General features: G+C 61.7%; 13 protein-coding genes. 6 read left to right on the forward strand and 7 right to left on the reverse strand.

All coding sequences use genetic code 11. The features are described 5' to 3' along the window. The first annotated feature begins 239 nt into the window (after positions 1-239). Together CH92_RS04960 and CH92_RS04965 are read left to right on the forward strand one after the other, a co-directional pair. Entirely contained in the window at positions 240-1,370 is a 1,131-nt protein-coding gene (locus CH92_RS04960) for a GGDEF domain-containing protein (RefSeq protein ID WP_025240673.1), read from the forward strand. Continuing rightward, positions 1,363-2,304: an iron-sulfur-binding ferredoxin reductase gene (locus CH92_RS04965; protein ID WP_025240674.1), complete on the forward strand. Its 942-nt coding sequence runs from the start codon at positions 1,363-1,365 to the stop codon at positions 2,302-2,304. The genes CH92_RS04960 and CH92_RS04965 overlap by 8 nt, the downstream gene beginning before the upstream one ends. 101 nt (positions 2,305-2,405) lie before the next feature. On the opposite strand, the gene pyk is transcribed toward CH92_RS04965, so the two are convergent. Further along, a complete protein-coding gene (gene pyk, locus CH92_RS04970) occupies positions 2,406-3,857 on the reverse strand; it encodes a pyruvate kinase (protein WP_025240675.1) in 1,452 nt (483 codons plus the stop codon). Positions 3,858-4,033: 176 nt separating this feature from the next. Here pyk and CH92_RS04975 point away from each other — a divergent pair, with 176 nt between their 5' ends. The 3 genes from CH92_RS04975 to CH92_RS04985 are packed head-to-tail and all read left to right on the forward strand — an operon-like array spanning position 4,034 to position 5,363. Next, complete coding sequence (locus CH92_RS04975; RefSeq protein ID WP_025240676.1) at positions 4,034-4,411, forward strand: tetratricopeptide repeat protein; 378 nt, start codon at positions 4,034-4,036, stop codon at positions 4,409-4,411. Between the two features lie 40 nt (positions 4,412-4,451). Continuing rightward, positions 4,452-4,880 (forward strand): DUF4124 domain-containing protein, encoded by a 429-nt coding sequence (locus tag CH92_RS04980; RefSeq protein ID WP_025240677.1) that lies wholly within the window; start codon positions 4,452-4,454, stop codon positions 4,878-4,880. A gap of 48 nt (positions 4,881-4,928) precedes the next feature. Beyond that, positions 4,929-5,363 (forward strand): PilZ domain-containing protein, encoded by a 435-nt coding sequence (locus tag CH92_RS04985; protein ID WP_025240678.1) that lies wholly within the window; start codon positions 4,929-4,931, stop codon positions 5,361-5,363. A gap of 52 nt (positions 5,364-5,415) precedes the next feature. On the opposite strand, the gene CH92_RS04990 is transcribed toward CH92_RS04985, so the two are convergent. From CH92_RS04990 to CH92_RS05015, 6 genes are read right to left on the reverse strand one after another with little or no spacing between them, the layout of a single operon-like run. Then, the gene (locus tag CH92_RS04990) at positions 5,416-6,747 is read right to left on the reverse strand and encodes a DUF58 domain-containing protein (protein WP_025240679.1); all 1,332 of its coding nucleotides are present in this window, start codon (positions 6,745-6,747) and stop codon (positions 5,416-5,418) included. 25 nt (positions 6,748-6,772) lie between these two features. Then, entirely contained in the window at positions 6,773-7,783 is a 1,011-nt protein-coding gene (locus tag CH92_RS04995) for an AAA family ATPase (protein WP_025240680.1), read from the reverse strand. Next, positions 7,780-8,949, reverse strand: coding sequence for a DUF4350 domain-containing protein (locus tag CH92_RS05000; RefSeq protein ID WP_025240681.1), 1,170 nt, complete (start codon positions 8,947-8,949; stop codon positions 7,780-7,782). The genes CH92_RS04995 and CH92_RS05000 overlap by 4 nt, the downstream gene beginning before the upstream one ends. Beyond that, on the reverse strand, positions 8,946-10,517 hold the full coding sequence (locus CH92_RS05005; RefSeq protein ID WP_025240682.1) for a DUF4129 domain-containing protein: 1,572 nt from the start codon (positions 10,515-10,517) through the stop codon (positions 8,946-8,948). The genes CH92_RS05000 and CH92_RS05005 overlap by 4 nt, the downstream gene beginning before the upstream one ends. Continuing rightward, positions 10,504-11,487 carry a stage II sporulation protein M gene (locus CH92_RS05010; RefSeq protein ID WP_025240683.1) on the reverse strand — a complete coding sequence of 328 codons (984 nt, stop codon included), beginning with the start codon at positions 11,485-11,487 and terminating at the stop codon, positions 10,504-10,506. Before CH92_RS05010 ends, CH92_RS05005 begins: the two co-directional genes overlap by 14 nt. Then, complete coding sequence (locus tag CH92_RS05015; RefSeq protein ID WP_080689968.1) at positions 11,484-12,236, reverse strand: RDD family protein; 753 nt, start codon at positions 12,234-12,236, stop codon at positions 11,484-11,486. The genes CH92_RS05010 and CH92_RS05015 overlap by 4 nt, the downstream gene beginning before the upstream one ends. Positions 12,237-12,462: 226 nt before the next feature. Between CH92_RS05015 and sbcB the strand changes: the two genes are divergently transcribed. After that, positions 12,463-13,890, forward strand: coding sequence for an exodeoxyribonuclease I (gene sbcB / locus CH92_RS05020; RefSeq protein WP_025240685.1), 1,428 nt, complete (start codon positions 12,463-12,465; stop codon positions 13,888-13,890). The last annotated feature ends 27 nt before the right edge of the window (positions 13,891-13,917 follow it).

Below are 13,917 nucleotides of genomic sequence, written 5' to 3' on the forward strand. Positions count from 1 at the left end.
CTAAAGGTGAAGGGATGCACAACGACACTGGCGTGGCGATGCCGAGCGTAAATCGTGCACTGACAACAATACGCCTGTGTCGCTCGGGCAGAAGGCACCTGGAATGACCGCGCGGAAGGTGGCAGAACCGCCGCAGTTGGGACGATCGGTTGCTGACATCGGCAGAAGGCCCGGGGCTTGTAGGCTTTTGCAACAGGTCAGCGTAAAGTATGTCTAATTGCCACTATGGGAAGGATTCCATGCGCGTGACTCGTGACGAAAGCGATCAGCAGGCGCTACAGCAGCTGGTCACCAAGCGCTTCGGCATGGCAGCCGGAACCTACGGGCTCGCCTTGCTACTGACGTGGATTACCGTCGCTGGTGGCTTCTACCAGGCGCCATTGGACACCGCTATAGCGGGCTCCGTGATGATTCTGGTCAGTCAGCTAGGGTTCTTCTTGGTGTTCTACCGCGGTTACAACCTGCGCTTTCGCGACCCCAGTCTGACCGAGCCGCAGGTGCTGGTTGCGCTGCTCTGGCTGACCTTCTTCCTGTTCAATCTCGGCGACAGTCGCGGCTCTCTGCTGGTGCTCTATGTGCTGGTGCTGATGTTCGCCGTGTTTCTGCCACCGAAAATATTCATCCGCTACGCCGTACTGGCGCTTTTCAGTTTCGTCGGTATGTCGCTGTGCGATGCGCAGCTGGATCGTCTCGGCGACCCGCAGGCAGCGCTGCTGGAAGCAGGCGTATTGCTGGTGACGCTCATCTGGATGTGCCTGTTCGTCGGTTACGTCTACAAGCTGCGTCAGCGCATGCGTCAGCGCCGTTTCGCCTTGCAGGCGCACCAGGAAACGCTGCGCGGCATGATGCGGCAGCTGGAGGATCTGGCTTCCACCGACGAGCTGACCGGGTTGTACAACCGCCGTCATTTCATTCGACGAGCCGAGGCGGAATTGGGCCGGTTGCGGGCGGGGCATCAGTCTGGCCTCGCATTGATCGATCTCGATCATTTCAAGCGGGTAAACGATCTGCACGGGCACGCCACGGGCGATCGCGTGCTGCAAACCTTCGCCTCGGTGGCGCGCTCGTGCCTGCGCGACGGCGATATTCTTGCCCGTTATGGCGGAGAGGAGTTCGTCCTGTTGTTGCCGCACACCGATGCTGAGCAGTTCAGTGCCTGTTGCGAGCGCCTGCGCGAGGCGTTTGCCAATGCTCAGCCGTTGGATGTGCAGTTGCAGGCGGGACATCTCAGCCTGTCGGTCGGACTAACGTTGCTCAACGCCGGCGACAATCTGGACGAGTCCCTGCAGCGCGCCGACACGGCGCTCTATCAGGCCAAGGCCAACGGACGTAATCGCTGCGAGGCAAGCTGGGCGACGGCCGATGCCTGAGATCACCTGCGGCGCTAGGACCTGGACCGTGAGCGGGGGCAGCAACTTGCTCGATGCGCTCAATAGTGCTGGCTTGAATGTGCCCTACAGCTGCCGTGCGGGCAGCTGTCATGCCTGCCTGGTGCGCTGCCTGAAGGGTGATCCGCAGGATGCCCGCCCGGATGCGCTCGTTGCTGACCAGCGCATGCAGGGTTGGAGACTTGCCTGCCAATGCGCCGTGACCGAAGACCTCAGCATCGCCGTGTACGATCCGGCACGCGAGGGGCTGGCGGCGCGAGTGGAAGGGCTCGATTGGCTCGACGGGCAGGTCCTGCGGTTGCGCGTATTGCCCGAACGACCGCTGCGATACCGCGCCGGCGAGCACGTGCTGTTGTGGAGCGACCGTGGCGTTGCCCGGCCTTATTCGTTGGCGAGCGTACCCGGAGAAGATCCCTGGCTTGAGTTTCACCTCGATTGCCGCAATCGCGGTGCTTTCTGCGATTCAGCGCGCGCGCTGAGCATGGGAGACAGCCTGCGCCTCGGTCAGCTGCATGCCGGCGCGCTGCGCTACGAACCCGAATGGCAGACGCGACCACTATTGCTGTTAGCGGCTGGTACCGGGCTTGCACCCCTGTGGGGCCTATTGCGCGAGGCGCTGCGCCAGGATCATCTCGGGCCGATACGGCTGCTGCATTTTTGTCGAGGTGTGTCCTACCTGCGAGCTTCGTTGGAACGTCTCGCGGACCGCCATAGAAATCTGAGTATCGAGTGGGTCGACTCCGAACAGGCACCTGATCGTCTGCAATCCATACGCGCTACGTCGCGCCAGGAAATCGCCCTGATTTGCGGGGGAAGTGGATTTGTCGATGACTGCGCCAAGCGCATGTTTCTTGCGGGATTGCCGCGGGGGCAGGTGCTGAGCGACACCTTTCTCCTGCGCGAAGTCGAAACTTGAGAGGTGCGGCGCATCGTGCCGCATAGATGGCTAGGGGTTCATGATCGAAGCGCGTCAGGCATCAGCCCACGATGGCCGATACCTGGCGCGCCTCGTAGCCATCAGCTCAATGAATCACCAACGCGCAGGATCTTCATGGTGTTGGTGCCACCGGTACCGTGATAGGTGTCGCCCTTGGTCAGGATCACCCAGTCGCCCACGTTGACGATGTTGCGTTTGAGCAACTCATCCACTGCCGCCTGGCTGACCTTGTCCGCTGGCAGCGCGGCCGGATCGAACGGAATGGTTTGCACGCCGCGGAACATGGCGACGCGTGCCTGGGTCTCGCGATGGGGCGAGTAGGCGAAGATCGGTACCGAGGAGCGAATGCGCGACATGATCAGCGGGGTATAGCCGCTTTCGGTCAGGCTGATGATCGCCTTCACGCCGGGGAAATGGTTGGCGGTGTACATCGCTGCCAGCGCGGTGCTCTCGTCACTGCGCTCGAAGCGCTGGCCCAGGCGGTGACCGGACTTGATGCTGGTCGGATGCTTCTCGGCGCCGACGCAGACGCGTGCCATCGCCTTGATTGCCTCGATCGGGTATTCACCGGCAGCGCTTTCGGCGGACAGCATCACCGCGTCGGTGTAGTCCAGAACGGCGTTGGCTACATCGGAAACCTCTGCGCGGGTCGGCATCGGGTTCTGGATCATCGACTCCATCATCTGGGTCGCGGTGATCACCACCTTGTTGTTGCGGCGTGCGTGAAGAATGATTTTCTTCTGGATGCCCACCAGCTCGGCATCGCCAATTTCAACGCCCAAGTCGCCACGCGCGACCATTACGCCGTCGCTGGCGCGGATCAGGCCGTCGAGCGCCTCATCATCGGCGACCGCTTCGGCGCGCTCGATCTTGGCGATCAGCCAGGCGCTTGATCCGGCCTCGTCGCGCAGGCGGCGGGCCAGTTCCATGTCAGCGGCATCGCGCGGGAAGGACACGGCCAGATAGTCCAGATTCATGTCGGCGGCCAGTTTGATGTCGGCCTTGTCCTTGGCGGTTAACGCCGGTGCGGTCAGGCCGCCTCCCCGGCGGTTGATGCCCTTGTTATCCGACAGCGGACCACCAATCAGTACGGTGCAATGCAGCTCATCGGCGGTGGCGCTGTCGACGCGCATGACCACGCGACCGTCGTCGAGCAGCAATTCGTCACCCACACGACAATCCTTGACCAGGTCCGGGTAGTCGATGCCCACCACCTCCTGAGTACCGGCATCACGCGGATGGGTGACGGAGAAGCGGAAGCTGTCGCCTTCGGCCAGTTCGATGCGCTTGTCGGTGAACTTGGCGATGCGGATCTTCGGCCCTTGCAGGTCGCCCAGGAGGGCGACGAAGCGACCGTGCTTGGCGGCGATGTCCCGTACCAGCTGCGCCCGGGCTCGGTGCTCATCCGGGGCACCGTGAGAAAAGTTCAGGCGGGCAACATCGAGGCCGGCCAGGATCATTTTTTCCAGTACGTCCGGTGAGCTGCTGGCAGGACCCAGCGTGGCGACGATTTTGGTACGGCGCGAGATCATTCAATGCTCCTTCTTCAGAATGGCCGGGAGGCTACTATGCCGTGCGGCTGTAGTCATTGTTGGCTTGCACTACTCTTTGGCGGCTGCATGCGAGCAGCCGCGACATGTTCTGGCGCGCCGAACGGGCTGTAGTTTTTTTCTCCCTGGTCGATAAGCCGGCAACGGAGGATCCATCCATGCGCACCCTTGTCATACTCTCTCTGATCACTCTCAGCGTAGGCTGTAGCAGCCGAAGTGCACTCGATCGCCATCTCGACAGTGCTTATCAGCACTATCAAGCAGGTGACTGTGAGCAGGTTATGCTTGCCCTATCGCAGGCCGAGCGCAGCAGCCGTCCACGCGACAACGTTCAGCCGGAAATCTCGCTGCTGCGCGGGCAGTGCCTGGAGCGTCAGGGGTTGTTCGTCGATGCGGCGCAAACCTACCGCTTCATCGAGACCCGCTACCCAGCCAGCGAATATGCCTTCCGTGGTCGCGCCAGACTGGAGACGTTGCGTCAGTTAGGGCACTATCAACCGGAGGAGCGGGTGGTTACCCACGTCGTCAAACCCTGAGCGAAGCCGGTTAGTCGAAGACCGGCTGGGAAGGAATCCCATGCACGTCGCACCGATACTGTTTGTAGCCTTGTTGTCCTCGCCGTTGACGGCTGCCGAGATCTACCGCTGGGTCGATTCGCAGGGAAATGTGCATTTCGACGCACAACCGCGGCCCGGTGCCAAGCCGGTCGAGGTCAGACCGCAAATCATCCAGCGCGACGAGGCGACCCGCGAGCGAGAAGCGCGCACCGAGCGCTTTTTCGAGGCCCGTCGGCAAGAGCAACAGGCCGCCGATCAGGCAGCCAATGAAGAGCATGCCCGGCGCGAGCAGGCGTGCCGTCAGTTGCGTCAGGACCTGTCGCGTCTGTCCCATGGCGGACGTTACTTTCGCACCGATGCAAAGGACGGGCGGGTCTACTACAGTGATGAAGAAATAGGGGCGGCGCGGCGGCAGTTGGCCAGTCGTATCACTAGAAATTGCAGCTGAGCGGCCGGAACGGTCGCAGCGATCAAGTTGGCGGCAGGTCCGGAACCAATGAACATGCTTAATCAGCGCAGCATCCAGCGGCATCAGTTGCCGTACTACCTCAACGTGTTCAATCGTTTCACCGACAAGCCATTGGGCTTCATCGGCAATCTGTCAGAGACTGGGCTGATGCTCATCAGCCCGTATCCGATGATGACCGACGCATGCTTCGAGATGCGCCTGAAGATACCAGGCCAGCACGGCCAGCTGCGTTACATCGATTTCAGCGCGATCTGCCGCTGGTCCCGCGAGGATGTCACCCCGGGCAGCTTCGATTCTGGTTTCGTGCTGGTCACGCCACCCAGCGAAATCCGGCACATGATCGACGCGTTGCATCACTATTTCAGTTTCCGTCCGATGTTGAACATTCCGCTTGTTCGTTTGCCTCTGAGCGATGCTCCACCCAGCAGGGCCATCGATCAGGATCGTTGTCACGGGGTCTGAATATTTCGTCGGCGGCTGGCGTTTTACGTTTCCCTGCGAAGCCGGATGACGGCTATAGCACGCCGCCTTTCTTCCACGCCAAATAGCGACTGATCAACGCCGGCCCCAGCTCATGCGGACGCGCATCGAGCACCGGGACGCCATGAGCCAGCAACCGTTCATGCAGGCGATCTCGGGCGTTCAGGTAGTTCAGCGTGCCGCAATAATCCAGCGCATCCTGGACGCTGCTCACCGGTTGCTGGCGTAACCCGTCGAGCACCGGTTCACGCAAGCTCACTACCAGAACCCGGTGTCGGCGCGAGAGCTGGCGGACCGCACCGAGTAGATCCTTGTCGTCTTCGTCGCGCAGATTGCTCAGGATGACCACCAGCGCTCGCCGTTTCTGCCGCCTCAGGACTTCGTCGGCGGCTCGCATGAAGTCGGCTGGTTGTCTCGTATTGATCAAATCGTAAACACCGTTGAGCAAGGCGTTCAGCTGCAGCTGGCCCTTGGCCGGCGCGAGGAAGCGGCGTTGCTCGGTGGCGAAGCTGTAGAGGCCCAGCGCGTCGCCCTGGCGCAGGGCGACGTAGGCCAGAAGCAGGCTTGCATTGAGCGCATGGTCGAAGTGCGAGAGCGCGTCATCCTGGCTACGCATCCGCCGGCCGCAATCGAGCATCAGCAGGATCTGCTGATCGCGGTCATCCTGGTATTCGCGGGCGATGGGCATGCGCTTGCGTGCAGTCGCCTTCCAATCGATCTGCCGCAGGGTATCGCCTTCGCGGAATTCGCGTAGCTGATGGAAATCCAGACCCAGTCCGCGGCGCGGCTGCTGACGTACACCCAAGCGGCTCAGCCAGCTGTCCACGGCCATCAGCGGTGCGCCGTGCAGTCGGGTGAAGTCGGGGTAGACGCGTGTCTGTGACGCCAGCGGCAGCAGGCGGCGTTCGCGCCATAATCCCAATGGACCATGTAGGCGGATCTCGCACTGATCGAAGTGGAAGGGACCACGGCGTTCCGGGCAGATCCGGTAGGCGAACCCGCAATGCTGCCCCGGTACGAGGGTTAGATGTTGTGGCAGGTGCTGAAACGTCATCCCGGCTGGCGGATGATCGAAGATGTCCAGGCGCAAGGGCCGAGTCAGCAAGGCGTGAAGTTGCAGCTGTACGTCATGCCAGCGACCCAGCGCCAGGTGGCCGGGCAGGGTGCGTTGCAGCGTGGGCGAAGGCTGCCGGTGCAGGGAAACCGCGTCGAGCGCCGAAAGCAGACCCAGGCACAGCAGCAATCCCCACCAGGCCATATTCACGGCGCTGGGCAGTGGAGTGTCTAGCGCAGTCAGTACGTTCAGCGGCAGGGCAAGGCCGAGCAGCACTGCCAGCAGATAGATCTGTCGTCGTGATGGGCTCATCGCAGTACCCATGAGCTGGCTTGGATCACAGGCGCGGCGCCGCGACCTGGTCGAGCAATTGTCGCAGCAACTGATCCACCGAGGTCCCCTCGATATCCAGTTCGGGCGAGAGCCTGACACGATGCCGCAGCACCGCCACTGCACAGCCCTTGATATCGTCCGGAGTGACGAACTCACCGCCGCGTAACAGCGCGCGTGCCCGCGCGCAGCGAACCAGCGCAATCGAGGCGCGTGGTCCCGCGCCCAAAGCCAGGCCCGGCCAGTTGCGCGTGGCGCGGGCCAGGCGCACCGCGTAGTCGAGTACCTGTTCGTCCAGTGGCACTTCGCTGGCAATTTTCTGCAAGGCCTGGACATCCTTTGCCTGCAACAGCACGCGCAGCCCGCTGACGTCGAGGATATCGGTGCGCGCCGAGCGGGTGACCTGACGGACCAGTTCCAGCTCCTCGTCGGCCAGCGGGTAATCCATGCGCAGCATCAACATGAAGCGGTCCAGCTCGGCTTCAGGCAGGGGATAGGTGCCTTCTTGCTCGATGGGGTTCTGCGTGGCCATCACCAGAAAGGGTTGCGGTGCTGCCAGCGCGCGACCCTCGAGTGTGACCTGGCGCTCTTGCATGACCTCCAGCAGCGCCGCCTGGGTTTTCGCCGGGGCGCGATTGATTTCATCGGCGAGCAGCAGGTTGGTGAAGACCGGACCCTTGCGCAGCTTGAATTGTTCGCTGGCCAGATCGTAGACGGCGTGGCCGGTGATATCGCTGGGCATCAGGTCGGGCGTGAACTGGATGCGCGAGAACTCGCCACCGAAGCAACGCGCCAGCGCGCGGACCAGCAACGTCTTGCCGAGTCCGGGCACGCCCTCGACCAGCACGTGGCCGCCTGCAATCAACGCGGTGAGAACGCCATCGACGACATCCTGCTGGCCGATGACGGCCTTGTGCAACTCCTGACGCAGCGCCTGTGCCAGCTGGCTTGCGCGCTGGCGCTGACTGCTTGCGCCAGCAGCGGGAGCATTGTTCCGTTCGCTTGAGGGTTCGCTCATAGGGCATTCCTGAGGCTTTGCAGGCGGGCAACCTGATTGGTGAATTCGGCGGTGCTGACAGGCTTTTCAGCGGGTTGGCGCAAGGCCTGCTCGATGGCATCGGTGGGCAGTCGGCTGAGTTTCGCCAGCACCCGACATTGTTCGGCATAGGTCAGCGCTTCGAATCCCGAATGGCGCCGGCGTGCCTGCCGAAGTATGTCGCGCTGCAGGCCGATTAGAAGATGGCGCTGACCGGCATGGCGGTGGAGGAAATCGGCACTTGCGCGCAGGTGTTCCTGCAGTTGCCGGCGGCCACGGTCGGCCGTCTCGACGATGGGACCCTGCCTTTGGGCTCGATGCCAGACGGCGAACAGCAGCATCAGCAGCAAGGCGGTCAGCGCTTCAGGGAAATAACGCAGCAGCCGTTGCGACAGGCCGTCGTGTTCGGTGCGATAGGCGAGTGTCACGTCACGATCCTGGGTGAGGTACCAGAGCAGCCATGCATGGTCATAGCGACCGATGTTGTCGTTCTGCCAGATCCAGCTATCAGTGAGCGCGGTGATCAGACCTTTGCCATGCTTTAGCTGAAGCATATGCGTGGCGCCGTCGCTGTTGGCCCAGGCATGAGCCCGTTTGCCGGCATCGTAGAGGTGATAATCGGTGTCAAAGGCGAAATAGGCCGGTGCGTCTTCGTTCTCCAGATACAGCCGGGTCAGCATGGAATGCTTTTCATCGCTGGCTATCTGCTTAGTGGCCTCGTTGGTCTCGTCGTCGGTGGTTTCGTATTGCTGCAGGTGCAGGGTATCGAGGAGCAAGTCGCCACTTTTACCCGTGTGCTCGTCCCATAGGCGTTCGGCAACGAACACCAGATGACCGCCTTCATTGACCCATTCGAGTAGGCGCGCGTTCTGACCTGGTGTCATCTCTGCGCGCTCGCCCAGCAAAAGCAGGATCCGATCCTTCGGTGGCACCTCGAACAGTCCGCTAAGGCCTTCGGTGTGGGTGACCGCTGTGCCTCGGTCGATGAGAAAGCGTTCAGCTGCCAGGTAGGGATTGGCGCGCACCTGTGGCGCAGGACCTCGCTCAATGACTTGCTGGTAGCGTGTTGCCTTGCTCGCGGCGAACAGCAGCAGCGCACCGAGCAGCGCGCCAGCGACGGTCAGGCCAATTGTGCGACGACGACTCACACGGACGTCCTGGTGCCGAACAATTCGCGCCAGCGATCGCACAGCTCGTTTCGTGCGGTGCTCGGTGGGATCTGATGACCGTAGGCGAGATTCTGCCAGTAGCCGGTCAGCGTCTCGGCGTAGCGGACCAGTTCCGATCGACCATCCTGGCGCAGCAGGTCGAGGATTTCGCCTTCGGTGTGAGCGGACTTCAACGGCAGCTTGCGCTCATGCAGCAGTCGGCTGAGAAATGCCCGGTAGAGCAACCCGAGCGCCTCGCGCGGTTGCTCATCCCAGAGTCGGCTGACTTCACCGGCGACATCCGCCGGAAGGTTTTCGGGCAGGACATCGAGACCGAAGAGCACGGCTGGCGCGTCCTGGCGCGGCCTTGCAGCGGCAGGGCGAAGCCGCCCGACATGAACCCTCAACCACTCCCGATAGCGCCAAAGGGTAAGCGCGATGAGACCGAAGAGCGTTGCCCAGAGCATGATCTCAACACCCGTGGCGACGTGTTCAAAGCTGCGTTGCAGGCCGCCGCCGCGCAGCAGACGGTTGAGCAGCTGCTCCAGCCAGCCCGGTTCTGCATGCGCCTGGGGTTCGCCAAAGCGCCAGCGAGTCACGGTTTCGCGGTTTCTGAACGGCGGCTGGTTCAGCAGCTCGGTGACCCGTTCGCTGGCGGCCTGGCTGGTCAGTGGCTGCTTGAGCAGGCGTGCGCTTTCTGGACTCGGCTCGGCGGGTGCAGGTTGTTCGATAGCCGGGACCGTCGGGGTGTCGGCGTGAGCGTTCTTGACTGGCAAGACCAGCAGCAGACTGATGCCTAGCAGCAAGACCGGCAGCAACGGCTGCAGACGTGCCCGCAATCTGCGAAAGCTCAGTTCGATATCCCAGGCCTCGAGTATGGTCCGTCGATTGAGATAGAGGCTGAAGCCACTGGCGACGTAAATCGGCTCCCAGATGATCAGGATCAGCACGTACAACAGGTTGGACAGGTGCTCAAGCCAGAGCCAGTCGCCCTCCATCTTCAGCAGGTCCTGCCAGGTCCATTCAGCGAGCAGCTGCGTAGGGATCAACATGTAGAGCAAGGCAAGCGCGCCCATCCACAAGCCGCTTTCCAGATGGACGCCGACGATGGTCAACCAGCGTGCCGCGCCGGTGTCGCGTCGCTTCAAGATGGTCAGGCGGTATCGTCTGGTCGAGCCTGACAGCTCTTCGAGCTGCAGCACTGGCAGATCGAAGCTGCGGGTCAGGCTGAACCGGCGCCAGGTCAGGCTGGAAAACCACTGCGAACGCAGCAGTCCGGGTAACGCCCTGAAACTGCGGCGCAGGGTTGGGGTATCGCCGAATAGCGAGCGCGAAAGGATGAACAGCGGTAGGCGTTCATAGAGCGGCTTGAGCCACCAGAACAATAACAGCGACAGCGTCGGGTGCCGCCAGAACACCAGGCTGAGCAGCGCGAACACCGGCAGGGTCAGCAGCGCCCAGCTGAGCCCCAATAGTTGGGCTTGTCGGCGTGCCAACAGGGTGCCGAGATCCAGCGATTCCCAGGCGTTGCGCGGGCGGATTTCCATGGTTGCGTCACTCAGGCGCATGGGAGGACCTGCCGCTCAGCAAGAGATACAGGCCGACCAACAGCCATAGCAGCGCGCCTACGGCATATTTGACCGACGCGGACGGATAGGTCATCGATGACCAGTAGGCTTCGATGAAGGCGGCGATCAGCAACAGCAAGGTGGCGCCGGCAACCAGCCGCACCGCCTGGGCGGCGGCCAACCGCAAGGCTTCGCCGCGGGTAAGATGCCCCGGAGCGATGAGCGCGTCACCGAGTCTCAGTCCGGCGGCTCCGGCCAGGGTAATGGCGGTCAGCTCGAACGCACCGTGACCGATGACAAATGACCAGAACGGCTGGTGATAGCCAATTCCAGTCAGATGACCCGCGATCGCGCCGATGGTCAGGCCGTTGAACAGGAGGTAGAACAGACTGCCCAGTCCAAATGCAAGGCCTCCTGCAAAGGTCTGGAAGGCGATGCCGATGTTGTGCATGACGTAATAGCCGAACATCACCCAATCTTCGCTGGATCCACGCTCGCCGAAGCGACCTAGGCGGCTGGCGTCGGGGTCATACATCGCCTCCATTTGCTCGACCTGTTCCGGACTGATCAGGCTGTAGACCAGTTCGGGAAACGCCATGACCAGTGCCGCCATGCCCAGCAGACTGACATAGAACACCACGCTGGCGGCGGCCACGTAGCGCCATTGCTCGCGAACCAGCCGGCCAAACCCGCCAAGGATAAAGCCGAGCATGCGGCCTGCCAGAGGGCTGCGGTGGCGGTAGAGCTGTTGGTGCCCGCGCTGCACCAATATTTGCAGATTATCGATCGCATGGGTGCTGTAGCCGCGCGCCTGAGCCAATGCGAGCTGCTGGCAGATGCATCGATAGGCTGCCGGAAATTCGCTGACCGAAACGGATGGAGTTTTTTTGCGGCGTTCCAGCGCATCAAGCGTTTCTCTGAACGCTTGCCATTCGGCTTGATGGACACGCTCGAACTGGCTCTGCTTCATGCCGGCCCCACCAGACCGCGAGCGATGCCGTTGAGGCGTGCCTCGGCCTGTTCAGGGGCAACCTGCAGGGGCGTTGCCAGGATTGCCGCCAGCTCCTGTCGACGCTCTGGCGACAGGCTCGGCTGTCGCTCGGCGAAGCCGATCAGTGCGCGCTGTTCAGTCAATTCCAGCGGAAAGGGCGATGCAATGGCGTCGACAATCGGAAGCGTCGCCACGACTACACCGCGCTCGTGGTAAACCACTAGCGTACCGGCGGCCAGATCACCAAGACGCTTGAAGGAAGGGTGCCAAAGGCAGCAGATCGCCCCTACAAAATAGCCGAATGGCAGCATGTCGACGAAACGCAGCAGGTTACGTGTCAGCGACGACGCCCAGCCGATCGGTGTACCGTCATCGTGAATCACTTTCAGGCCCAGCCAGTGCTTGCCTGGCGTGCGGCCTTCATTGAGTACTTCGAACAACACCATGTACCACCATTGCACGACGAACAGCAGCAAAGCGCCGGCACCCATGCCGAAGGTGCCCAACGAGCCGAGGCCCATCGCCAACGCCAGAAACAGCGCGATACGGATCAGCAAGTCCAGGGCGAACGCCATGGCGCGAGGCACCAGGCCGGCCGGACGAAGCACGAGATCGATGCCCTCCGGGGTTTCGACCCTGTGCGTGTTGTCCAGCGGTGCTGTTGAGGCGGGAGGCAATGTTGTTCTCGACGATCGATCCAAGTGGGCTGGTGCGAGGCCGCTGCTCATGGCCGATCAAATTGAGCGTTCGCGTTTTTGGCCAAGGCAATATCGCCGCTATGTAAGCATCGAACGTCGCTTTCGGCCAGAACCTGCTCGGCATTTTTAAACGAAATGCCTCCCATACAGAGATCGCCAAGTTGTGCGGACCTGACGCACAAGGGTGGGCAGATGATGCGGCCTGCGATCACCCTGCGCGCTAGACTGGCGAGTGAAGGCCGAGAGGGAGGCTCCCGTGACACCCAGCATCTTCTGGTACGACTTTGAAACCACAGGCATCTCGCCGCGCTGCGATCGACCGTTGCAGGTCGCTGGGATCCGCACCAACGAGGCGTTGGAGGAAATTGGCGAGCCGCTGAATATTTACTGTCGTCTCAGCGACGACATCCTGCCGCACCCTGCCGCCTGCCTGGTGACCGGTATCACCCCGCTGACCCTGACGGAAAAGGGGTTATGCGAAGCCGAATTCATTGCTCGGCTGCACCAGGAGCTGGCGCAGCCGGGCACCTGTAGCGCCGGCTATAACACCTTGCGTTTTGACGATGAGGTGCTGCGCTATAGCCTGTACCGCAACTTTTTTGATCCCTATGCGCGCGAGTGGCAGGGTGGCAATAGCCGCTGGGACCTCATCGATGTGGTCCGCACTGCTTATGCGTTGCGTCCGGAGGGGATTGTCTGGCCCGAGGAAGACGGCCGAGTAACGCTCAAGCTGGAGCGCCTCAGTGTGGCCAACGGGCTCGAGCATCTGCAGGCGCACGACGCCTTGTCGGACGTGCGGGCGACCATCGCCCTGGCTCGATTGATACGGGAACGCCAGCCGAGGCTCTATGACTACCTGTACAAGCTGCGGCGCAAGAACGCCGTGGTCGAACAGATCGAGCTGTTGAAGCCGATGGTGCATGTGTCCGGGCGCTTTTCCGCCGCCCGGCATTATATGTCCGTGGTATTGCCACTGGCCTGGCACCCACGCAATCGCAACGCGTTGATCGTCTGTGACCTCAACGCTGAATGCTCGCCCCTCTGGGAGGATACGGCCGAAGAACTTCGCGAGCGGCTGTATACCCGCCGTGAGGAGCTCGGCGAGAGGCTTCCGATTCCCCTGAAACTGGTGCACGTCAATCGCTGCCCGGTACTTGCACCCATGAATGTCTTGCGCAAATCGGATATCGATCGATTGGGCCTGGATTTGCAATGTTGCGAGTCCAGGGCAAGCGATCTACGCAGTCGACAAGCAGAATGGAGTGTGAAACTCGCTGACGTCTATCAGGAGCAGGCGTTCGCCAACTTGTCTGATCCGGAACAGCAACTTTATGACGGCTTTCTGGGGGAGCGAGATCGGCGGCTGTGTGAACAGGTCAGAAGCCTCGCGCCCTCGCTTAGTTCGAGTAAAGTGCTGTCGTTTGATGATGCACGCCTACCTGAACTGCATTTTCGTTACCGTGCGCGGAATTTCCCTGAATGCCTTTCGGCAGCGGAACAACTGCAGTGGGAGGAATTTTGCCGGCAACGTTTAATCGCGCCCGAGTTTGGCGCGCCAAACACCCTGAGTCAGTTCGAGAGCAGCCTGCAGGCGTTACTGGTTTCAGCCAGCCCGAACCAAGTACAGCTCCTGCAACAATGGGCCGTACATGCTCGCGGCCTGCGTGAACGCTACGTTCGCTGATCTTTCAAATCAAACGTCCAAAAAAAA

The sequence above is a fragment of the Stutzerimonas stutzeri genome, assembly GCF_000590475.1.
Taxonomy (GTDB): Bacteria; Pseudomonadota; Gammaproteobacteria; order Pseudomonadales; family Pseudomonadaceae; genus Stutzerimonas; species Stutzerimonas stutzeri_D.